Here is a 21,218-nt window from a genome sequence, read left to right as displayed (position 1 = left end):
TTTTCATTTGACAAAACAATTAAAAATAAATTATGATTATTGTAAAAAAGAGATTAAACTTATACGCTGAAATTTAAATATAATTAACAATCATCTTTTAATTAAAAATCTAATCAAACCAATGGAACATTCAAATGATCAACAAAAAACTAATGCCAATAGACTATTTTATGGTAGTTGTTTTGCATTAATTACCACAGCATTTTCTTTTAGTATAAGGGCGGGGATTCTTCCGCAGCTGGGTGAAGAACTAAGCTTATCCGGGGAACAATTAGGCTTCATAAATTCTATGTGGTTTTTTGGTTTTCCAATATCTATGGTTATCGGGGGATTGATCTACCACAAAGTTGGTGGTAAAGCGATTATGCAATTTGCATTTTTTGCGCACGCTCTAGGAATTATATTAACCATATATTCTGGCAGCTACATAGGCTTGCTCATTTCTACCCTATTAATAGGTCTAGGTAATGGTTGTACAGAAGCAGCCTGTAACCCTATGATAGCAGACGCCTATTCGGGCACAAGGATGAGCAGAATGATGAACCGTTTCCATATGTGGTTCCCAGGAGGTATTGTTATAGGTAGTCTTGTTTCCAAATTTATGACCGATGCAGGCTTAAGTTGGGAGACTCAAATCTGGGTGATAATGATTCCGACCTTGATCTATGCGTATTTATACTTCGGCCAATCATGGCCAAAAGCCAAAATTGAAGCAGCTGCAACTCTTGGTGGTAATCTAAAAGCCATGGTATCCCCATTATTTATATTTATGATTATTTGTATGTCCCTTACCGCTATATCAGAATTCGGGCCACAACAATGGGTAGGTCTTATTTTGGCCAAGAGTGGTGCAGAACCTATGATTATTTTAGCCCTGGTTACAGGATTAATGGCAGTAGCCCGCTATTTTGGGGGAGAAGTCGTTCATAAATTCGATCAAACAGGAGTCCTTTTAGGTTCGGCTGTTCTAGCTACAATAGGTATCTATCTTTTTAGCACTCAAACTGGAACCATGGCCTATGTCGCTGCAATCTTCTTTGCATTGGGAATAGCCTATTTCTGGCCAAACATGATTGGTTTTGTCGCTGACAAAATACCAAAAAGTGGTGCCTTGGGAATGTCCATTATTGGTGCGGTAGGAATGTTCTCTTCTTCCATATTCCAACCAATCATAGGTGGATGGATCGATGCTGATAAGGCTGAAGCTGCTGCAGCTGGACTAACCGGTGATGAGCTCGAATTGGTAGCAGGACAAGCCACATTAGGGACCATGGTTGCTTTTCCGGCTATCTTGATCGTCCTATTTACCATACTTTGGTTTTGGGTTAAAAAACGAAAAAGCACCGATGCCGCTGAAGCTACTAGTGGCCAACCCGTTACTGACTATTAGAAATTACATAAAATTTAAGTATGAAAATTGGAATGAATATGTTGCTCTGGACTAACCATGTCACAGAGCAACACTTTGATATTGTTGATACCCTAAAAAAAACTGGGTATGATGGAGTTGAATTATTTTTAGGTGAGGGAGATGAAAAGCACTACACCAAATTGGGCAATCATTTCTCCAATATTGATATGGGTGTTACAGCAGTGGCAGCTTTGGCTCCAGAAGAGAATATAGCGAGTCCAGATCAAAAAACAAGAGAGGCCGGACTAGATAAACTAAAATGGTCCATTGATATGGGTGCTGCGGCCAATGTAGAAGTAATTTGTGGGCCTTTTCATTCCACATTTGCTTACTTTACACGACAACCTCCCACTTTGCAGGAAAAACAATGGAGCAATGAAATGTTGCGGAAAGCTGCTGATTATGCCCAGAAGGCAAATATAATGCTTGCTCCCGAAGCGGTTAACAGATTTGAATGTTATCTATACAATACCATGGCAGACTTAGGTGCTATGGCTAAGGAAGTGAATCATCCAAATTTAGGAGCAATGTTCGATACACACCATGCGAATATTGAGGAAAAAAGTCAGTCCGAAGCCATTAAAACCATTGCCCCCGTGCTAAAACACGTGCATATTAGTGAGAACGACAGGGGAACGCCTGGCAGCGGACAAGTTCATTGGGACGAAGTATTTAAGGCTTTAAAGGAAGTGAAGTATGACGGTTGGTTGACTATAGAGGCATTCAGCACCATTATTCCTGAATTTGCCAATGCCATTAATGTGTGGCGGGATTACTCTCCATCGGAAGAAATTTATACCAAGGGCTTAAAATTGATCAAAGAAGGAATGGGCATTAAATAATTAATCCAATTCTTTACAACTAAAATGAAATAATGAAAAATCATCTAATGAAAAATCTATTACCTATTCTTGTTTGCCTATTTATGTTTGCCTGCAAAGAGCAAAAAGAGGCCAAGTCCAGTGAGGCAGTGTCCGTGGAAGCAACGGATACACCACAGCAATGGCTAACTTTTGAAGGTAGTGATAAGAATGCAAAGCATATAGTTCTGATTTCGGGAGACGAAGAATATCGCTCTGAGGAATCAATGCCTCAATTGGCAAAAATCTTGTCCAAGCACCATGGTTTTAACTGTACGGTGCTATTCGCACAAGATCCTGCCCATCCTGGTGTAATAGATGCAAATTATGTGAAAAATATACCAGGATTGGAAGCTTTGGACAGCGCCGACCTAATGATTATTGCCACAAGGTTCAGGGCTTTGCCAGATGATCAAATGAAACACATTGATGATTATCTAATGGCCGGTAAACCTGTTATTGGACTTAGAACGGCAACACATGCCTTCAACTTTAAGGAGGAGGATGTCTCTAGTTACAAACATTACGGAAACGGTTATAAAGGAGATAAAGAGGATTGGAACGGTGGTTTCGGCCGACTCGTTCTAGGTGAAAATTGGGTAAGCCATCATGGACACCATAAACATCAAAGCACCAAAGGTTTTGTAGCCGAGGCCGGTAAAGCTTCAGGAATAACCAATAGTATCGCTGATGGGGATGTATGGGCTTCAGCTGATGTCTATGAAGTTAGGCTTCCCATGGTTGAGGATGCCCAACCCATAATTTATGGAAAAGTGATGAACAGAAAAGGCGAATACGACGAAAATGACATGTTCTACGGTATGCGACCCACGGATGATGAAGCCGCAAAAACCAACAACAGTGGTAAAGATGTTAGTGCGCCCTTAATGCCAGTAGCATGGACCAAAACCTATCAGATCCCAGGGGGTAAAAAAGGAAAAGCCTTTACATCTACTGCATTTTCAGCAGTAGATTTCACTATTGAGGGAACGCGACGATTGGTTGTAAATGCCGTTTATTGGACACTAGATCTTCCGGTACCGCCCAAAACCAATGTAGAATTGGTTGGCGCCTATAATCCCACCACCTATGAATTTAGAAAGGACGAATACTGGGATCAAAAACAATTAAAAGTATCCGATTTTAAATAGTACCAATTAACCAACCAAACTACCAAAAAGCCAATAGATTTAATTCTATTGGCTTTTTTTATTCAAAATACTTATAGCACATCAAAAAATATTTCCATTTCATATTGGAAAATTTACTAAATTTAATCTATTGACCTAGCACGGATGGGTAAACTTAACTACTGTTTACCTCCTCTTTTTTTTGTAAGCTAGGCTGTTGCACTAAATCCCCCCCTATCAGTTATAGATTTTGTTTGTCGGCATATTAAAGAACCGGTTGATTACACTAATTATTTTGGACCTATATAATGGGTCTTAACATTCAACAACTGCCCGCAGAACAGAAAATGGCTCCAACTTACGCCCTCGATTCAGAGGCGTTTGATTATCTAGAATTATATCAGAAAATTAGTTGAATAATCAACTCTGCACACGAATTTAATCTAAAAATTATGACAAAATGTTATTTGGCATTAAGCATAGTTGGACTTATGTTTATTGCTTGCAATTCACCAAAGGAGAAAGAAATTGCAAAAAAAGAAATGGCAAAAGCCGAAACCAATTCTACAGTCGATATGGTAAAAAGAGGTGAGAACCTAGTAGCCTCGGTTGGTTGCAACGATTGTCATTCCCCAAAGATTATGACCGACAAAGGTCCTGAAGTGGATCCCCAAAGAAAATTGTCCGGTCATCCAGCCCAAGAAACCTTACTTCCATATGACAAGGAAACAGCCAAAGCCTATGTCCTATTTAGCATGGGCTTCACTGCGGCCATTGGCCCCTGGGGTACCTCTTTTGCGGCCAATCTCACCCCAGATGAAACGGGTATTGGCAATTGGACCGAACAACAGTTCCTAAAGGCTATAAAAGAAGGGAAGTATAAAGGTATGGATGGGACAAGGCCCTTATTACCCCCTATGCCATGGACAGAATACCGCCATTTTCCCGATGAAGATCTTAAGGCTATTTTTGCTTATTTAAAAACCGTTAAACCAATAGATAATGTAGTACCTGCTCCAATTCCACCTTCACCCCAGTTATTGGGAGCTAAATAGAACTTAAATAGACGTTTTTAATAATTTTAAATAGGGTTTAATCATCACATCCATTCCCAATAACTCTGAGAGCGGATGTTATATTGACTGTAGTTAAGGTTAATAGGTTAGGGATGTTCTTAAAGATTATAAAATTAAATTCTAATCTTTTTTGGGCAAGATGGAGGAAGATGTCTTTTCATATGCTTTTTCGCCTCCTATTAATGTAAATTCTTCCTTGATTCTTTCTCTATTTGTCCAAACAATCCATTCCGTAAGTATAGGAAGATAGCGAATTATTATATTGGCCAGAACCCCTAAACGCGTTAAGGTAATTCTCTTTTTTCTTTTGACGATCATATCACAAACGCTTTTCGCCACGGATTTCGGGGAGGCCAAGTTTACATTTGTTCTTTGGGGCAGATAGATCCATGATCCATCTACGTCCAGTATTTTTTTATCTGGATCGTTTACCGTAAAGCCAACATGCGCTATACCCACATGGATACCGTAATCATACCACTCTATCCGCAAAGCATCCACCAGGGCCGCCTGGGCCAATTTTGATGCTGTATAGGCGGAATTATAGGGCATACCACGGAAACCACCGGCACTATTAATAAAAACTACGTGTCCGCGAGTCTTCTTTAAATGGTCAAGGGCATATTTGCTTAGATATGCAGAACCATTAAAATTGGTTTCCATAAGCATAATAAAATTGGAAGTGGCCATATCCTCTAAGGAACCCCTACTACTAATACCCGCATTGTTGACTAGAATATCTAGTTGACCGAAACTCCTAATAGTCTCTTGAATAAGGTAGGCACATTGATCCGGAAGACGAACATCTGCAACAAAAGCCTTGACCTCATAACCCATTTTGGCAAGTTCCTCCTGGGCCGTTCCCAGCTTGTCCTCCTCCCGTCCATTTAATACTACTTTTGCGCCCCTTTGTACCAATTCTATGGCAATGGCTTTTCCTATGCCCATGCTAGATCCGCTCACCACGGCCACCTTATCATTTAATGAGTGGTTCTTCATGTCTTTATGTCTTTGCGCTTTACCATTTTACCACTATTTTACCTATGGATTTTCGCGATTCCAAAAACTCATGTGCCTCAGCCAATTGTGCCACCCCAAATTCCCCCCCTATAAAGGGTTGAATAATACCTTCTTCAGCCAACTTGATAACGGCCTTCATGGTCCTGCCCACTTTCACTGGGTTCTCTTCCCCCATTTTAAGCATGTTTACCCCTATAATACCTTTAGAGTTACTTAAAAACTGGAGTGGGTGATAGATTCCAAATTGGGCCAACACCCTTATTTTTCCAAAAATTGACTTTGTATTATTCATAGAGGAAACACCGTAGGTCAACAATCTTCCACCAGCTGCAAGAAGTTTATATCCTTTTCTAACAGAAAGACCACCAACGGGATCAAAAATAACATCCAATCCTCCCTTTTCAAGAATGCTTCGAACCTGGGATGTAAAATCCTCTTTTATATAATTAATAGGATGATGTACCCCGCAGCTCCTGAGGTATTCCATTTTATCCGAGGAACTGCAGGTCCCAAAAACTAGACACTTTTTGTGTAGCGCCAATTGCACTAAAGCCGTACCGACACCACCGGCAGCGGCATGAATAAGCACCTTATCCCCCTCTTGAATATTGGCCATTTCATTGGATAAAAAATAAGCAGTGGTATATTGTGTGGCAAGAGCAACTGCTGCTCCGGCGGACATAGTTTCCGGTATTCCATAAACTACTTCCTTTTGCGCAACTGCAAATTCCGCATAGCCCCCAAAATGGGTTATGGCACTAACACGATCTCCGACCTTTACATTTTGAACATTGTTCCCACACTTTTCAATATGCCCTACAACTTCATATCCCAGCAGGGCTGGTAAAGGGGGTGCCCCTTTATACAATCCCAATCTGGCCATAACATCGGCAAAATTAATTCCGAAAGCTTCTACCTTTATCAGCACTTGATCATTTGATATTTCCGGGATTTCGATTTCCCTAATTTCAAATGCAGTATCAGCCTTGCTATATTTAACTAAATAAACCGCTTTCATTGCCCAATTGCATGGTTAGTTCTAGTAAGGTAGTCAATTAAATAATGGAATTAGTCCTTAGGAACAATAGTTTGGAAATAATTAATTGCTTGCTTTCCAATTTATTTAAAGTCTATAATTAATTGAATAAAACCTCACCCGATGGACATTTAGTAAGTATTATAAAAGTTTTTGGAGAACAATTAAATAGTTTGTTACAAAAAAAATGATCCCTTGATTTAAACAGCCAAAGAATCATTTTTATATCGGAATCTGAACTTTTATCCTAGACTACTTTTGTGAACGTTGGTTAATTTTGCAAGGGAGAATGCGCCAATTGCCATAACAATATCCCTTACGGCCACATCCAAATAATGGCCACTAACTATCAACGTTAAGGCTATAAGTACCAACCAAGCCGAAACGACCAGCGCACCTACAGACGGTTTTACCAAAACCAAAATTCCCGCTCCTATTTCAATAACCCCAACAATGCCCATAAAGACAGTGGCGGAAAAAGGTAATAAATCCAATAACCCAGGGGAAGAATATGTGGTCCAATCCACGAGAATATTTGTAAACTTATCCAGACCGGCAACAATAGGTACCAATCCAAACGTATACTTGAGCACGGTACTAACAAACTTTGCATTTGCATTCATAATTATATTGTTTAAATATTATGACCTTTTGATGAAATAATACGGTATCGGTTACAAAACTGATAATAATTATTCCTTATCATTTAGGGTACAAAGTAGATTGCTCCATACTGGCGACTTGCCATTACATAGCTTAATTGCTAACCGTAAATTGATGGGAATTAATTCGAAATTGATATTGAAATTGTAAGGCAGCACTTGGACCTATAATAGCTGAATACTCCTTATGGATTACGTAAAAAAATGCTCTTATCCAAGTAATAAAATATATTGACTAATTTCCAGTAAGCTTCTGGATCTTCGCCATCACTTGGTCAACCAAGCGGTCGCATTTTGAATTGCCAAACTCAAACGCATTTTTAGCGTCGGAAAACTTCATAATAGCATCCTTCATCATGTTCCTTGCCCTATGAAGCCTCACTTTCACATTACTGTTGCTCAAGCCCAGGCTATTCGAAATTTCTGAAATTTCCAGATCCTGGACTTCCTTCAGCATATATACAATCTTATATTTCTCCGGCAAAAGGTCTATTGCTTTTTCCACCATTTGAACCGATTCCGCATGCATTGTTTTTCTTTCTGGATTCATAATAGACATATCCGCTATTTGAATGATATCTTTTTCGTTACTTATATCTACCGTCTGATACCTCTTGGACTTTCTTTTCCGTTGCAATGCCTCATTTATTCCTATCCGCATTAACCATGTGGAAAACAAGGATTCATTTTTAAATTGATATAATTTTTGGAATGCCTTAATGTAAGTATCCTGCATTACATCATCAATATCCGATGGCCTGTCCATATAGCTCCTTATAGTTCTAAATAACAGCTCATTATAGCGTCTTAACAGAATTTCAAATAATTCCGTGTCTCCCTCCAGCACCTTCTGAACCACAATGCAATCCGGTATGGTTCCCAGAGCAGACATGTCTATTTTACTTATGGGTTTACAGTTATTCATTGTTCTTGTTTTAGTATTGGATGCCAAGTGATAACAAAGGTTACAAAATCTTGTAACCCGAATGCATTATTTTCATCAAAACTAATAGCAATTGTTTTGAAAAACAAAAATTATACAACACAAAGAACACATTATCAGACTGTTACAAGATACAAAATAGTGCTATTATAAAATATACAAATCCTTTAAATCATTTGAATTTTGAACTACACCGTAAATATTATCGACAAATCCTGGCTAACCCATAATGTCATGCTATTGGTTTTTGAAAAACCCCAGGGATTTACCCACAACATTGGACAAGCTATAGAACTTACTCTCAATAGCCGTCAATTCAGGAACCAGTTTGCACCTTTCACCCTGGTTGGTTCGCCGGAATTAAAACACTAACGGCTTATCATAAAAGTCTATCCCAAACATGAAGGTCTAACTGAAGCATTGTCAAAAGCAAAGATTAACGATTCCCTGCTCATCACAGAGGCTTGGGATTCATATGTCTATAAAGGGAAGGGTACTTTTATCGCTGCCGGTTCTGGCATTACACCGTTTCTACCCATGTTTTGGGATTTAAAGAATAAGAATGTTATAGAAAATCATCAGTTGATTTACGCCAACAGAATGGTCAAGGATATTATTTTAAAAGACGAACTCAACCTCCTATTCAAGGAACATTATTACAATATTTTAAGTGAGGAACAATCCGCTACCTACGATTACGGCAGAATTGATTATGACTACCTAGTATCGAAAATTAGAGTATTCGATCAATATTTCTATGTCTGTGGCCCGGATGCGTTTATGGAAAGCGTAAAAAAAGATCTGATTAGAGGTGGGGCAAAGGAAGATAACATTCAAACTGGCTACTAACTATGAAAGCGAACGGAACACAAATTAAGACCGAAAAAATCAAAAATCAGGAGCCTATAACTACAGCGGCCGGTAAATTAAAAAAAATACAGGCCATAGCCTTTCATTTCAAAAAAATAATGGAAACATTGGAACTCAATCTAGAAGACCCCAGTTTGCGGGATACTCCGGAACGAGTTGCTAAAATGTATGTTAATGAAACCTTTATGGGACTAGATAAATCCAATTTCCCTAAAATATCCTATTTTGGAAACCATTACAAATATGATGAAATGATCTTAATAAGGGACATTACCCTTTTCTCTTATTGCGAGCATCATTTTGTGCCATTCTTTGGCAAAGTTAGCATTGCCTATTTTCCACAGAATCGTGTAATTGGTCTTTCCAAATTTAATAGGATCGTGCACTTTATTGCCAGTAAACCACAAGTACAGGAAAAACTAACAGTGGAACTGGGCACGGTATTAAAAAATTTATTGGATATAGATGACATTGCAATAGCCGTAGAAGCGCATCATTTATGTGTTGCATCTAGGGGCATAAGCGATACCAATAGTGTTACCGAGACCAGCTATTTTTCAGGAAAATTTCGTAAAAGCAAGGTCCAACGTCAATTTCTTAATTCCATCACCTCCTAAAGTTTGATTTTTTTGTAACCTAGTTACGCTTTCTACATCCAAAGGTTAAAACAATTAAATAACGACAAATGAAAGCACCTAATTTATTCAAACTACTTAGCCTACTACTGATTTTAAACATGACTATCAGCTGTACCAAGACAGAAACCATTACCGAAACAATAACGGAAATAGTGAATGACACCATTATTGAAACGAGGACGGACACTTTGACCTTGCATCTAGACCCTGCCCTTGTTGCGGAAGGAAAACAGATATTTAGGTATGACACCTTCGGTGACGAAGCCTTTTGGAGCGATATTTTGCATATAGACGAGGCCATATTGGGAGAAGCCAATGGCGGTTACGGGGTTGGGGTTAGTCCGGCTACCGCTTTGGGTGTAGGATTAAAGGTAGATTCAGAGGCCTTGCCTGCAGAGGTGGTCGCCGCGATTCAGGCAGGCCAAGTGGACTTAAATGATCCGGCAACCACAATTGCACTATTACAATTGAACGCTGTTGTGGGAGTTAAAGGAACCTTCGATGAAGATGGTGCCATGACCGCTGTGGGGATAAATTGTGCGCTATGCCACTCTACGGTAGACAACTCTTTTGCCAATGGAATAGGTAGAAGGCTGGACGGATATCCCAATAGGGACCTCAACGTGGGAGCAATTGTTAATTTGACCAACAACAAGAATTTCTTGGCGGATCTTCTTCACGTAGACGAGCCTGCGGTGGAAACCGTACTTACAGGGTGGGGACCTGGAAAATTTAATGCCGGTCTCTTTGTGGACGGCAAGGCACTACGTCCGGATGGGAGTATTGCCGCCAATCTACTACCTGCCGCCTACGGACTACAAGGGGTAAATCTAGCGACCTATACAGGATGGGGAGATATGGTCTATTGGAATGCCTTTGTAGCCAATTTGGAAATGCACGGCCAAGGTAGTTTTACCGATGCTAGACTTGATAATGCCAGCCAATTCCCTATAGCTGCGGAAAACAATTTTGGGAATATTGTGAATGACCCAGATTTAATCACTTCCAAGCTTCCAGGCTTGCAAGCCTATCAGCTCTCCCTAACTGCCCCCACTCCTCCCGAAGGAAGCTACGATGCCACAGCGGCTGCACGGGGCAAGGTATTGTTCAATGGAGAGGCACAATGTGCCAGCTGCCATATTGCACCCATATTTACTGATGCAGGGTACAACCTACATAGTGCCGAAGAAATTGGCATAGACGACTTTGAGGCAAAAAGATCTCCTACGGGAATGTATAGAACAACCCCTTTAAGAGGCCTATTTGCCAGAATGAAAGGAGGATTCTATCACGACGGTCGATTTGCCACCCTCACCGATGTTATTAACCATTATGACACCCATTTTAAGTTGGAATTATCAGCTCAAGATAAAACAGATATTGAGGAATATTTAAAATCAATATAATTTCAGTTGTTCTTTTTTACTTATTGGTTCATGTTGAAAATACCCATGGCATTAGGCTAAAACCTATATGTTATTGGGTATTTTTTTTGTTTTAACATACTCAAACCGGATTGAACGGATTCCCCATTCCAACAAAAGTGCCAGGAGAAGTACCTATGGTATTTTTATGGACTAAGGGTTTGATGGGATTTTTTTTGGGCGAGGATGTCCAGGAGTGCTAATGATTTTACCTAAAAGGCATTCGTCATTGCCAACTATTCCCTTATACGTGCCTCATTGTTACATTTTGAATAGCCCTTTGGATTGGACCATTTAATAAACCGGGTATCCTAATAACACAAGGGAATTTAAAATTTATATCCAGTCTGGATCCGCGCCCTCTGAACGCCCATGCTTACCAACTGCTTGGTTATATCGGTTTCGAAGTGCCTAGGACCACAGATATAAAAAAACTGGTTAAAATCATGGACATACCGTTTTAAAATATCAATATTTATTCTACCAAAAATAGAATTTCGTGATTTTGACCTACTAAGTATGTAAATACAATTATTGCCAAAAACTTTTTTTAAATGGGCATTGAATAAAATATCCGCTGATGTCTTATTCGCATAAAGCAAGGTATGTTCCTTAGGAATATCTTCCCCTTCTGCCTTCAATTCCTTTAGGATCGGTAAAAAAGGTGTTATCCCCGTGCCCGCAGCTATGAAAATTCCTCGACCCTTGTATTGATAGGAATTCCAGGCTTCCGTAATCTGTAATGTTTCTCCTATTGCCATAGTAGACAAACCGTGAGTGAGACTGCCTTTTTCTACATTGATCTTAACTATTAATTCCAGATAGGGATCATTATTTAAATTGGTTATAGTAAAGGGTGCAATGGCAAGTTCAAATCCAGGTTTATCAATACTCAATTCAATTGCCTGTCCCGCTCTATGACTATATCCGTAGGGTTTCTGAATCAAAAACTGGATTACATTGTGATTGAGATAATTTTTTTCTAAAATTTTCACCCGATAAGGAAATGTAAAGCCCATCTTCTTAATTATAATTGTTATTATAATTTGATGAAAAGGACTCCTATAAGTTACATTTCTTTCAGACGATCTATAAATTTTGCGCATTCATCGAGAGTAAGGTACTTCCTGCCCATATTCTATAAATATATCTTCCCCATCACTTCTCCTTAAATATCGTCTTAGGATTTTTTGGACGTCATTGTTATCCGCCAAAGGAGTAATCAGTTTACCATAATCTATAAAGGCCTTTATTCTTTTTCTTTTGGACATATAACCAAATCCCTTATATACCCCATTTTCAACCACAATGACCGACTTTTCATTCTTGTTTCTTCCCTCGGCTTTTATGATGAAGGTATTTTTATCATCTTCAATTGGCATTAAAGCTTGATCAACTCGTTTGTTATAGGATTCCACGGTTTCCAGTTCCCTACAGACACCGCGGCACTTTTTAATATGAAAATGAAAACAAGCTCCGGAAATCTGCTGCAGATTGCAAAACCGTGGACAAAGGTCATAGGTCCTGCATAATTCCTCCAGGAATGACCTGCATTCCCCTTGGTTATAGAAACAAGCCAATGGAGATCTTATCTTGCTCAAGCGATCATAGAATAAGTTGGCAATACCGTTTTTGTCCATATGTGCACCTACCCCATAGCGATATCCGATTCGTTTTTGCGCTCGATTGAATTTTGGGAGGTGTTTTTTTATTTCGTCGGATTCCAACAGCAACGCCACAAGCTCGCTACCAGTGTGTGTATATTCAATATGGGCCGTTTCAAAACAAAGTCGCATTTCCTTATGCGATTTACTGTAGACATGGCTCAAAACACGTTGTTTAATGTCCTTGGCCTTACCCACATAGATTATCTTTCCTTTGGCATTTTTAAAATAATACACTCCAGTAACGTTGGGAAGGGTGGCCACCGTTAACGTAGGCCATAGAGGAGGTATAGCTGATTGCCCCGGTTTAGGTCCCAACATGAAATTGAAAATACCGTCCGTGTCCATTGCCCAAAGTTTCTCCAATAAGCCAACCGTAGCCTCCGCCTTATCCTTGGCATTTTGTCCTTGGCTTATATTGATGCCCAAATAGTTGCACATGGCGCCAAGACTATAACTTTGTTGGCCGGGAATAACTTTTCGGGATAATCTTAAGGTTGAAATTTTCTTTCGTTTAAAAACACCACCAAGGGATGCCAGTTCATTTTTTATCCCGTTGAAATTAAAATTCACATGGTGAGAAACAAAAATACAGTCATTGGTCAACTCTACAACCTCCTTGGCTATTTCATAGAATTTTGGTGCATTATACACCATCCCGTCATTAATTCCGCTTTGACGCGATACCCTATATTTTATGGACATTTCGGGGTTTACTTGTGAGGAAAATTCCTTTACTACCTTTTCGCCATCGTGGATAAGGATACAGATTTCAGTAATCTTATTATCCTCTCCCCTCAATCCTGTGGTTTCTGTTTCAACTATGGCGTACACTAAGCATATTTATTTTGGGAGAGAAAATTAACGAATAATCAGGGCAATGAAATGGCTTTTGGCAGATTTAACTTTTTAGGTACTACTACCCTTAAAATCGGCGGGACTACCTTCCCCTCTATTGAATAAAATGATAAAAACCATATGAGCATTTATTCTTTCACAAACTTTTGAAAAAAGCCCGTACTTCTTCCTCAAATATTTCTAAAGGAATACGATGCGCTAAATCTTGCCGAAGGCTAATGTGATAATCCGTATTATCCTTTACTATTTTGGCTACAAAGTGAAGGGTTCCGCTTGGGTCCACTACTTCATCTTGCGCTCCCAAGACCAATCGTTTGAAGGATCGATTGGGATTGCTATAATCCGGTACACACTGAAATACGGAACGAGAAACCAATGCAGGGTTGAACAAAAGGGCCGGTCTTCCAAAAGCAATGGACAGATAATATCCGACAAAACCACCCATACTGCTACCTATAATCACATCTACATCATTATCCTGAAATTGATTTCTTAAATTCTCAATACTATCATCGTCCAATTCGTAGTTTATCGATGGAGATTCCACAGTACCATAAGTTTGAAGAATCGCCCTTTTTTCTTCACTTAAACTTCCATTGAGGCCATGTATATATAGAATATTCATTTAAGATGTTTATATAATTTTCGTACTACTCCAACAAATTACGTATCTCCTTTTCCAACATTTCAGATTTACCCTTCGCCTCCTTTAATGGCAGTCCCACATTCATTCCAGGTCTATTATGGCCAATTGAAGTAAGCCAAGCGTCCTTCATTATCCTTTGCCCCTCCTCTACCAACTTTAATATTTCCTTACCATTCCTAAATTGGGATACCACCTCTTCCATACCATTTGCTTTGGATACTTGCTCTTCCCCTAAATACAAAAGCAGCTGTTTGGCCATAATCCAATGCCCCGTATCATTGGGATGAACGCCGTCTTTGGCCAAAACATAATTATCATTGGTAAGGCGCATATCCTCCAGATATTTTCTCATTGGCCAATGGAGGTCTATTACCTTCCATTGATCGGAATACCGTTTACTGATAAGCCAATCTGCATATATATCCAAGACATTGGCGTAGGCTTCCCCCATGCGTTCATCGTAAATGGGAGGGGTAATATGTACAATGGAAGCCCCGGATTCCTCAACTTCGTTATTTAACCAAAGGATGCCGTCCCTATATTTTTGAAAACGGCTTTCATCAAAAGGTAAATATATTCCATCGTTCATACCGTAACAGGCAAATACCAAATCCGGTTTTACCTTTGTAAGAATTCGGTCCAAGCGTTCATGAAGGTCGGGACGTGGAAATTTACCATCTGCATGTCCAGGTTCCGAAAGCCCGGATACCGTTTCGCTAGGTAAACCCACATTGATAATTTCAAATTCCCGATCTGGATATTGTAAGGTAAAATAGGCGTCTATATAAGACACATACTGCCCAGAATAGGTAATACTGTTCCCTAGAAAAAGTATTCGCTTAACATCCTGTGGTATTTGATAGGTATTTTGGGCCTTGACATGGAACTGCGACCCGATTAAGAAGAAGAGAAGTATTCCTAAAACTTTGGTATTCCTCATTTGTGTTCGATTTGTATGTTTAAGTATTGGTTCTTTATTTTTATCAATCCTAACTTTGGGCTGTATTATTATAAAATGGCCTATTTTCATTCAAAGTCTTAATCCTAAGTTAGCCAAGTTAACTATTAGCGCTACAAATAAAATGGTCTCAAAATATAGTCCTTATTAATACTATTATCAATCCTATAATATAAAGGGTTGTAAAAATCAACTTATTATATTTAGCCAACCAGTTGGGAAGAAAAATATCAAAATTTTCTTTGGTAGAATCTGAATATTTCCGCGACAAAATAGTTAGAGGGCAAAACATTTTGAAAATCAAAAGAACAATGCCTTCCATTATGATCAACCCAATGCCAATCCAAGTATAGGAATTGATATTATTGGATATACCGGAATACAAAATATAGAAAATCACGCCTACAAAAAATAGCCAGATCAAGGAGTGTATCCATTTTATTATGAGAAGCCTATTCGCTGGATTCATTTTACACGTAAACAAGAAGTTAATATCTACCTATTATTAGATGCAACCATAACTATTAAGTTAATAATTGACCTTACTTTAATTCGACACAAATTTCAGCCCAATAATGGAACCAATTAAAGTGGTAATAAAGAACATTCTCCAAAAGGTGGCAGGCTCTTTAAATACAAGTATCCCCACCAATACGGTCCCAACAGCCCCAATTCCTGTCCAAACGGCATAAGCGGTCCCTATGGGCAATTCTTGTGTGACCTTAACCAGTAGGAACATACTTATGGCCAGGCACAACAAAAACCCAATATACCAATAGGTTGCCTCCACTCCAGTAGCCTCTTTTGCCTTGCCAAGACAGGCCGCAAAAGCCACCTCAAACAGGCCTGCTATGATTAAAAAAAACCAATTCATATATTTTCAATCTTCGATGTTTGTTATGGTAATGTTTATCGGTTCATTACTTAACCCCAAGCTTAATTACTCTATGGCCACTTTGGGTTCCACATTTAAATACCCCAGTGACACCAAAAATTGATCGGCCTCGGCAACAGTGCTTTTGTAAGCTTTAAGATTGGCGTAATTAAAAAATCCATGCCCCTCCCCTTCATACAATTTAAGGTCGCACCTACTTCCCACTTTTTCCATTACCATTTTAAAATACTCGGCAGTCACCACTGGAATCAAGTGGTCCTTGGTTCCCTGGAAGACGATGGTTGGGGGAGCCGCTTTTTTAATATTGTGGAGAGGGGAAAAGTCCTTGTAAGCCTCCCCTATCCTCTCATAACCATAACCTCCGGGACCATTATCTACCACAGGGTTAAAAAGGACCAAGGCATTAGGGATACAATCAATGGTTAGATCATCTGCCGGGTCATTGTACCCTTCAATTAAAGCCGTTGCAGCCGCTAGGTGTCCGCCTGCAGAGCCACCAGAAGCAATTAGCTTGTTACCGTCTATGTTAAACTTGGCCGCATTATTTCTTATAAACCTTATGGCCGACTTAGCATCTTTTAGAGATTCGAATGGAGTTGTTCCATTTATTTTTGAAGTACGATAATCCGCCAAAAAACAAACTATCCCTCTTTTGGCAAAATATTGTGCCTGATGCAGGAATTGGGACCTTTTGCCCCCTACCCAACCGCCGCCAAAAAAGAAAACCATGCCCGGATAAGTTTTGGAAGATTCCATATTGGGGGGATAATGTACTTCCAAAAACAATTGGGTCGTATCCACTTTCTTATAAAGAATCTCCTCTTGAGAATTACATATTTGGGCACTGAATAAAGTACCAATCATCAGGGCAATAAATAATTTTAAACGCATTTACAGTTTTTTAGAAAGGGCTAGTTGGAATGAACTTTATTTAAGCTTCTAAGATAGGAAATGCGTTGTAAACCATATAAATAAAAATGATGTAGTTTGTAATCGTCCAATTGAAGATTGGAATTAATGTAAAGATTTTAGTAACAACTCAGCCAAACTCACTTGCAAATGAGGTTCATTTCACTTTAAATTAGGAGTTCAATTACGCCCTTGTGATGTACTTTTCAATTTTTCCCATTCACATTCCAAAACATCTGCTTGAATGGGGATATGATTTCTCCCGACCACGGCGAATATTTTCTTCCCCTCTTTTAATAATCCAGTGATTAGTTCAATCATATGAAGGTCACGGAAACTACTTGAATATTTATTTATTTCATTGGTAAAAATTCCGCCTGTTTCGGAAGAATTACCCGAAGGTGTAAACCATTCTTTGGGAGCTTGCCACCATTCCCGGTCATTCCCCCAATAATGTATATATGCTTTCTCCAACTCGGGAACGGTAGTTATGGTATCCTCCAATAGGGAAATGGCATTGGCTTTTAATAATAATTTATCAATATGTCCTACCACTTGCTCTTTATCCATTCCAAATGCTTCCCGTACCCGTTGAGCTTCCCTCAATAAAAAGAAAAGTTTAATCCGATCAATTGGAAATACTTTGGACAGATATTCAATTTCAGCTATCGGGCTAGGCTCAAGGGAAGCTACCAAAATGTCTTTTTCGTTGGCCAAATACCGAACATAGCCAGATTCCCCCAATTTAACAATAGTCTCTTCCATGGTCGAAAGTATACCTCTATTGGGTCCTTCAAAAAGAGCAATATCATATTCTCCCGAATTCCATGCAACCAATATTTCCTGAAATTGTGGATGGGAGGCATCTTTGGAATGAATGGCCCCAAAGTACAACAGTGCAGTACTGTTAGTATTATCCTTTAAATTTAAATGCCATTGTGTGCTATCAGTCTCCATAAAATCCGCGTATTCCAGCAATAGATCTTTACAGTCGCCCAAGGTCTGAGCTTTAGCCATGGCAGCGTACCCAATCAGTAGAACTAACAAAAAGTTTCTCATATGAAGTAATTTTTATAGAATTGGCTTGTTAAAGTCACTCAAAATATAAACAAATAACAACCCCTTAACTAACATTTAGTCTTTTTCCCCACATGTAGGTAGTAAGGTTTTTATACCTTCCTGAGGTAATGATTCTGGACTATCTGATTTAAAAGCACTTTAGATTCCACTAGACTAAATTCCAATTCCTTGGAAAGTTGCAAGAACAACGCAGTCCCTCCTCCCAAAACTATGGGGATGGTTGTAATTGTCATTTCATCAATTAGATCTTCCTTTAAAAAATTCTGTATGGTTACACCTCCATCGATATAAAGATTATGGTATCCCTTATCATGTATTTGCTTCAGGATTTCATTTAAGCTTCCTTTAACCAATTCTGCTTTGTCTCTATATTTCTCAGGGATAGTTTTCAAAGTGCTACTCAATACAAATACAGGTTGGTTGTAAGGCCAATCACCATCGAAGCCACAAACGGTTTCAAAGGTATTACGCCCCATTACCAAAGCATCCACCTGTGCCACAAAATTTTTATAACCCATATCCGATAGCTCGGGATTAGGAACAGAGGTAAGCCAATCCAATCCACCATTCCTATCGGCGATATATCCATCCAAACTTGTTGCTATAAAGACCAGATTTCTTTTTTCCATAAGGTAAATTTAAAAATAAAGGAGATATTTTTCATTGGAAAATTGGCTCTTAGCAAAAACAATGGACCCTCTTCCTAGTTAAGGCCTGATTAACTCCCATTTCCAAATGAGACCATCTTCCATGTCATAAATTTCTTCCTTTTTTACGAAGCCGCATTTTGCTAAAACTCTTGTGGAGGCATTTGATTCTCCCAAGGTATGCGCCAAAATGGATTTTATCCGACTATCCGCAAATGCATTCAAAATTAATCCTCTTGCCATTTCAGTAGCAAGCCCTCTATTACAATATCTTGAAGCAATTTCATAACCCAATTCTACTGTACCTTCTTTAGTTGGACTTCCCTTGTATCCCCCACAGCCAATCAGCATATTATCCAGTTTATGAATTGGAAAATAGGTCCACCACCCAAATTCTAATGAGCTAGCTGAAAGTTGGTCCATAGCATACCGTAAAGCATCAACTCCAAATGTGGTCCACTGGTCCACAAGAGCCGCTCCAAGTAATTTAGAAAGTTGCTTATTGCCCTTAATGGCTATTTTAAGCATTTCTGCATTACATGGAACCAACCATAGATTCTCTGTTTCGATTGCCATTTGAACTGCCATTCTTCATTAGATTTTTACATTATTTCCAGGGCAGGAACTTCATCTATCTTTTTTTTATGATTTTCATTGTCCGTTCCATAACCTCATCCCTACCCGATAAAACACCTGTAATCGTAGGTTGCACCTGGTAATGGGGCATAATTCCACGATCTGTAAATTCATAATCCTGCACCGCTGTATAATAGGCCATCAAGGGAATACCAAGCTCTATTTTGGAATTTGGCAGAGTGACTATTGCAAAGGCTCCACTATTATTCCCATAATACCCACCTCCGGTTTCATCCCCTACAAATGTGGCTCTACCCAAGGAATGTGCTACAGCACTGAACTCGGAGGTTACCGAGAAACAAGCCCCATCTATAAGTACAAATACCTCACCGGTAAACCGATTCTCTTGTGGGGTTTGAATATTGAGGTTTTCATTGTGTTCCCATCGGAACTCCCCATCCTCAGTCTGGGTTATCAATGCCCTTAACTGGTCATAACCCTCTGGTAATTGGGCATGCTCCACAAATGAAAATTTTTCGTTGGTTGCCAGCAAAAGTTTATCGTAATACCTAAATTCGGCATCCATTAAATAGGACAATAACAAGGCTCCAAAGCCATCCTTCCCTCCTTCATTACCTCTTAAATCCAATATTAAATTCTGAATGTTTTTATCGTTGATAGAGGCAAAAGATTGCTTTAAAAATTCTTCAAAATTATATTTCTCCTGGTCTGGCCAAAAGGTACGGATGGTCATGAGAGCGGTATTGCCTTCCTTGAATTCCAATTGATAAGGTATTTTATTCCCTTCTTCTTCATCAATTTCCTTTATCCATTGGTAAGAAACCACCGGTAGATCCATTCTACCCTTCCGCCCGTGGTCCTTATATGTAATGCTAATTTTGTCGTTACCCATTCCTTCCTCCAAATAAAAATTAGAAAATAATGCGCTGAAGTACCTATTCAGCTCATAATACTTGAAGGTCTGGTTATGCCCATCAGAAAACAGATTGTTCAACAACCCGTTAATAATATCCTTTATCGCCATACCATTGATACCTATAATTTCCGTTCCTGGTTTAATTTTAATGGAACTATCATAGCTGGAGAGTACATACGCCTTGTGTCCTTCCAAAAATAATTTTAAGGGAAATAGGTTTTCAGTATTGTAATAATACATAAACCCTTTATCCTCTGAAGGCATTAGCTTGGTGTGTCCACATCCAATTCTTGCCACTATAGGATTCAATTTCTTGTAAAACTCCTGCTGGGTCATTGGTCCAACCAACGCTTTGGAAACCACATCAAAGCTGTCTTCCAAAACAGATTTGGTTTCATATCTATAGATTCCGGGGTGTGCTTCCTCCATAGCTGTCCTGAAGAATTGAAAATCTTCCTTTAGCTGGGGAAGCGTCAATACACTTTGTCCTGATACCTTAAGGCCACAAAAGAGGTGGGCCATTATAAAACCGCACTGTAATATTACTTTTGTTTTCATAAATTTTAATATTCATATAGATTACGCTCAAAAATATCCCCTTCACATAAGCCCATCTGTTGGACATCCCAAGTGTAGAGGAAACTACAATTTCAGTATACAAAGGTCTAGAGATAGGTGATACCGCACAATCACATATGAATGTGATATTTAATTAGGGAGCATAAAAGACCGGGAGAAAAATCGCTGAATAATTTTTTTTCATAATCTATTTCCAGAATTGAGGAAGTCTATTTTCACATATTTATGCTATTTCCTGAATTGCCAACTTGGTCTACATTTGTCCAATTCGATAGCTTGGTTGTTTATGGAAATTGAAAAAATTCCTTACACTTAAGCTCATTTAAATGAAAAGGGTTTATTCATCAATCAAAAAAAAAAAAGACCATCATGTTAGCACTTTTTCTTCTTCTAATAAAA

General features: G+C 39.0%; 21 protein-coding genes. 7 read left to right on the top strand and 14 right to left on the bottom strand.

What is annotated here, in order from left to right:
• Positions 1–121 precede the first annotated feature (121 nt).
• The 4 genes from H4O18_RS07460 (at position 122) to H4O18_RS07445 (ending at position 4,456) form a co-directional block, all read left to right on the top strand.
• Positions 122–1,390, top strand: coding sequence for an MFS transporter (locus tag H4O18_RS07460; protein ID WP_187582989.1), 1,269 nt, complete (start codon positions 122–124; stop codon positions 1,388–1,390).
• Between the two features lie 20 nt (positions 1,391–1,410).
• A complete protein-coding gene (locus H4O18_RS07455) occupies positions 1,411–2,253 on the top strand; it encodes a sugar phosphate isomerase/epimerase family protein (protein ID WP_187582987.1) in 843 nt (280 codons plus the stop codon).
• 32 nt (positions 2,254–2,285) lie between these two features.
• Positions 2,286–3,422 (top strand): ThuA domain-containing protein, encoded by a 1,137-nt coding sequence (locus H4O18_RS07450; RefSeq protein ID WP_246474089.1) that lies wholly within the window; start codon positions 2,286–2,288, stop codon positions 3,420–3,422.
• Between the two features lie 431 nt (positions 3,423–3,853).
• Positions 3,854–4,456 (top strand): c-type cytochrome, encoded by a 603-nt coding sequence (locus H4O18_RS07445; protein WP_222942366.1) that lies wholly within the window; start codon positions 3,854–3,856, stop codon positions 4,454–4,456.
• 141 nt (positions 4,457–4,597) lie between these two features.
• Here the strand turns inward: H4O18_RS07445 and H4O18_RS07440 are convergent, their stop codons facing one another.
• From H4O18_RS07440 to H4O18_RS07425, 4 genes are all read right to left on the bottom strand, one after another.
• Positions 4,598–5,476 carry an SDR family NAD(P)-dependent oxidoreductase gene (locus H4O18_RS07440; protein ID WP_187582985.1) on the bottom strand — a complete coding sequence of 293 codons (879 nt, stop codon included), beginning with the start codon at positions 5,474–5,476 and terminating at the stop codon, positions 4,598–4,600.
• 19 nt (positions 5,477–5,495) lie between these two features.
• On the bottom strand, positions 5,496–6,515 hold the full coding sequence (locus H4O18_RS07435; RefSeq protein ID WP_187582983.1) for a zinc-binding dehydrogenase: 1,020 nt from the start codon (positions 6,513–6,515) through the stop codon (positions 5,496–5,498).
• A 260-nt stretch (positions 6,516–6,775) separates the two neighbouring features.
• Positions 6,776–7,156: a hypothetical protein gene (locus H4O18_RS07430; protein ID WP_187582981.1), complete on the bottom strand. Its 381-nt coding sequence runs from the start codon at positions 7,154–7,156 to the stop codon at positions 6,776–6,778.
• 274 nt (positions 7,157–7,430) lie between these two features.
• Entirely contained in the window at positions 7,431–8,120 is a 690-nt protein-coding gene (locus tag H4O18_RS07425) for an RNA polymerase sigma factor (protein WP_187582979.1), read from the bottom strand.
• A 438-nt stretch (positions 8,121–8,558) separates the two neighbouring features.
• On the opposite strand from H4O18_RS07425, the gene H4O18_RS07420 reads away from it, so the two are divergent.
• The 3 genes from H4O18_RS07420 to H4O18_RS07410 all read left to right on the top strand — a co-directional run bounded on the left by H4O18_RS07420 (position 8,559) and on the right by H4O18_RS07410 (position 11,052).
• Positions 8,559–8,987 (top strand): ferredoxin reductase domain-containing protein, encoded by a 429-nt coding sequence (locus H4O18_RS07420; protein WP_187582977.1) that lies wholly within the window; start codon positions 8,559–8,561, stop codon positions 8,985–8,987.
• A 2-nt stretch (positions 8,988–8,989) separates the two neighbouring features.
• Positions 8,990–9,625 (top strand): GTP cyclohydrolase I FolE, encoded by a 636-nt coding sequence (folE, locus tag H4O18_RS07415; protein ID WP_187582975.1) that lies wholly within the window; start codon positions 8,990–8,992, stop codon positions 9,623–9,625.
• 68 nt (positions 9,626–9,693) lie between these two features.
• Positions 9,694–11,052 (top strand): hypothetical protein, encoded by a 1,359-nt coding sequence (locus H4O18_RS07410; protein ID WP_187582973.1) that lies wholly within the window; start codon positions 9,694–9,696, stop codon positions 11,050–11,052.
• Between the two features lie 347 nt (positions 11,053–11,399).
• Here the strand turns inward: H4O18_RS07410 and H4O18_RS07405 are convergent, their stop codons facing one another.
• The 10 genes from H4O18_RS07405 to H4O18_RS07360 all read right to left on the bottom strand — a co-directional run bounded on the left by H4O18_RS07405 (position 11,400) and on the right by H4O18_RS07360 (position 20,798).
• Positions 11,400–12,065: a ferredoxin reductase domain-containing protein gene (locus H4O18_RS07405; RefSeq protein WP_187582972.1), complete on the bottom strand. Its 666-nt coding sequence runs from the start codon at positions 12,063–12,065 to the stop codon at positions 11,400–11,402.
• Between the two features lie 111 nt (positions 12,066–12,176).
• On the bottom strand, positions 12,177–13,568 hold the full coding sequence (locus H4O18_RS22455; RefSeq protein WP_187582970.1) for an exonuclease domain-containing protein: 1,392 nt from the start codon (positions 13,566–13,568) through the stop codon (positions 12,177–12,179).
• Between the two features lie 160 nt (positions 13,569–13,728).
• Entirely contained in the window at positions 13,729–14,217 is a 489-nt protein-coding gene (locus H4O18_RS07395; protein ID WP_187582968.1) for a YqiA/YcfP family alpha/beta fold hydrolase, read from the bottom strand.
• Positions 14,218–14,242: 25 nt separating this feature from the next.
• Positions 14,243–15,178, bottom strand: a complete 936-nt coding sequence (locus H4O18_RS07390) for an SGNH/GDSL hydrolase family protein (RefSeq protein ID WP_187582966.1) — start codon at positions 15,176–15,178, stop codon at positions 14,243–14,245.
• A gap of 565 nt (positions 15,179–15,743) precedes the next feature.
• Positions 15,744–16,070, bottom strand: coding sequence for a DMT family transporter (locus tag H4O18_RS07385; protein WP_187582964.1), 327 nt, complete (start codon positions 16,068–16,070; stop codon positions 15,744–15,746).
• A 66-nt stretch (positions 16,071–16,136) separates the two neighbouring features.
• Complete coding sequence (locus tag H4O18_RS07380) at positions 16,137–16,982, bottom strand: alpha/beta hydrolase (RefSeq protein ID WP_187582962.1); 846 nt, start codon at positions 16,980–16,982, stop codon at positions 16,137–16,139.
• Positions 16,983–17,180: 198 nt separating this feature from the next.
• Positions 17,181–18,059 (bottom strand): hypothetical protein, encoded by an 879-nt coding sequence (locus H4O18_RS07375; protein ID WP_187582960.1) that lies wholly within the window; start codon positions 18,057–18,059, stop codon positions 17,181–17,183.
• A gap of 110 nt (positions 18,060–18,169) precedes the next feature.
• Positions 18,170–18,709: a dihydrofolate reductase family protein gene (locus H4O18_RS07370; protein WP_187582958.1), complete on the bottom strand. Its 540-nt coding sequence runs from the start codon at positions 18,707–18,709 to the stop codon at positions 18,170–18,172.
• Positions 18,710–18,787: 78 nt separating this feature from the next.
• Positions 18,788–19,315 (bottom strand): GNAT family N-acetyltransferase, encoded by a 528-nt coding sequence (locus tag H4O18_RS07365; RefSeq protein WP_187582956.1) that lies wholly within the window; start codon positions 19,313–19,315, stop codon positions 18,788–18,790.
• A 43-nt stretch (positions 19,316–19,358) separates the two neighbouring features.
• A complete protein-coding gene (locus H4O18_RS07360; RefSeq protein ID WP_187582954.1) occupies positions 19,359–20,798 on the bottom strand; it encodes a S41 family peptidase in 1,440 nt (479 codons plus the stop codon).
• Positions 20,799–21,218: the final 420 nt, after the last annotated feature.

Source organism: Arenibacter arenosicollis, assembly GCF_014397245.1.
Lineage (GTDB): Bacteria > Bacteroidota > Bacteroidia > Flavobacteriales > Flavobacteriaceae > Arenibacter > Arenibacter arenosicollis.
This window is presented reverse-complemented; position numbering and strand designations above follow the sequence as displayed.

What these genes read in the sequence shown, in the direction of transcription:
- H4O18_RS07390 (WP_187582966.1), bottom strand. Translation starts at nt 15,178, where the DNA reads ATGAGGAATACCAAAGTTTTAGGAATACTTCTCTTCTTCTTAATCGGG.
- H4O18_RS07360 (WP_187582954.1), bottom strand. Translation starts at nt 20,798, where the DNA reads ATGAAAACAAAAGTAATATTACAGTGCGGTTTTATAATGGCCCACCTC.
- folE (WP_187582975.1), top strand. Translation starts at nt 8,990, where the DNA reads ATGAAAGCGAACGGAACACAAATTAAGACCGAAAAAATCAAAAATCAG.
- H4O18_RS07370 (WP_187582958.1), bottom strand. Translation starts at nt 18,709, where the DNA reads ATGGAAAAAAGAAATCTGGTCTTTATAGCAACAAGTTTGGATGGATAT.
- H4O18_RS07430 (WP_187582981.1), bottom strand. Translation starts at nt 7,156, where the DNA reads ATGAATGCAAATGCAAAGTTTGTTAGTACCGTGCTCAAGTATACGTTT.
- H4O18_RS07380 (WP_187582962.1), bottom strand. Translation starts at nt 16,982, where the DNA reads ATGCGTTTAAAATTATTTATTGCCCTGATGATTGGTACTTTATTCAGT.
- H4O18_RS07425 (WP_187582979.1), bottom strand. Translation starts at nt 8,120, where the DNA reads ATGAATAACTGTAAACCCATAAGTAAAATAGACATGTCTGCTCTGGGA.
- H4O18_RS07455 (WP_187582987.1), top strand. Translation starts at nt 1,411, where the DNA reads ATGAAAATTGGAATGAATATGTTGCTCTGGACTAACCATGTCACAGAG.
- H4O18_RS07365 (WP_187582956.1), bottom strand. Translation starts at nt 19,315, where the DNA reads ATGGCAGTTCAAATGGCAATCGAAACAGAGAATCTATGGTTGGTTCCA.
- H4O18_RS07410 (WP_187582973.1), top strand. Translation starts at nt 9,694, where the DNA reads ATGAAAGCACCTAATTTATTCAAACTACTTAGCCTACTACTGATTTTA.
- H4O18_RS07445 (WP_222942366.1), top strand. Translation starts at nt 3,854, where the DNA reads ATGACAAAATGTTATTTGGCATTAAGCATAGTTGGACTTATGTTTATT.
- H4O18_RS07385 (WP_187582964.1), bottom strand. Translation starts at nt 16,070, where the DNA reads ATGAATTGGTTTTTTTTAATCATAGCAGGCCTGTTTGAGGTGGCTTTT.
- H4O18_RS07375 (WP_187582960.1), bottom strand. Translation starts at nt 18,059, where the DNA reads ATGAGAAACTTTTTGTTAGTTCTACTGATTGGGTACGCTGCCATGGCT.
- H4O18_RS07395 (WP_187582968.1), bottom strand. Translation starts at nt 14,217, where the DNA reads ATGAATATTCTATATATACATGGCCTCAATGGAAGTTTAAGTGAAGAA.
- H4O18_RS07435 (WP_187582983.1), bottom strand. Translation starts at nt 6,515, where the DNA reads ATGAAAGCGGTTTATTTAGTTAAATATAGCAAGGCTGATACTGCATTT.
- H4O18_RS07450 (WP_246474089.1), top strand. Translation starts at nt 2,286, where the DNA reads ATGAAAAATCATCTAATGAAAAATCTATTACCTATTCTTGTTTGCCTA.
- H4O18_RS07460 (WP_187582989.1), top strand. Translation starts at nt 122, where the DNA reads ATGGAACATTCAAATGATCAACAAAAAACTAATGCCAATAGACTATTT.
- H4O18_RS07440 (WP_187582985.1), bottom strand. Translation starts at nt 5,476, where the DNA reads ATGAAGAACCACTCATTAAATGATAAGGTGGCCGTGGTGAGCGGATCT.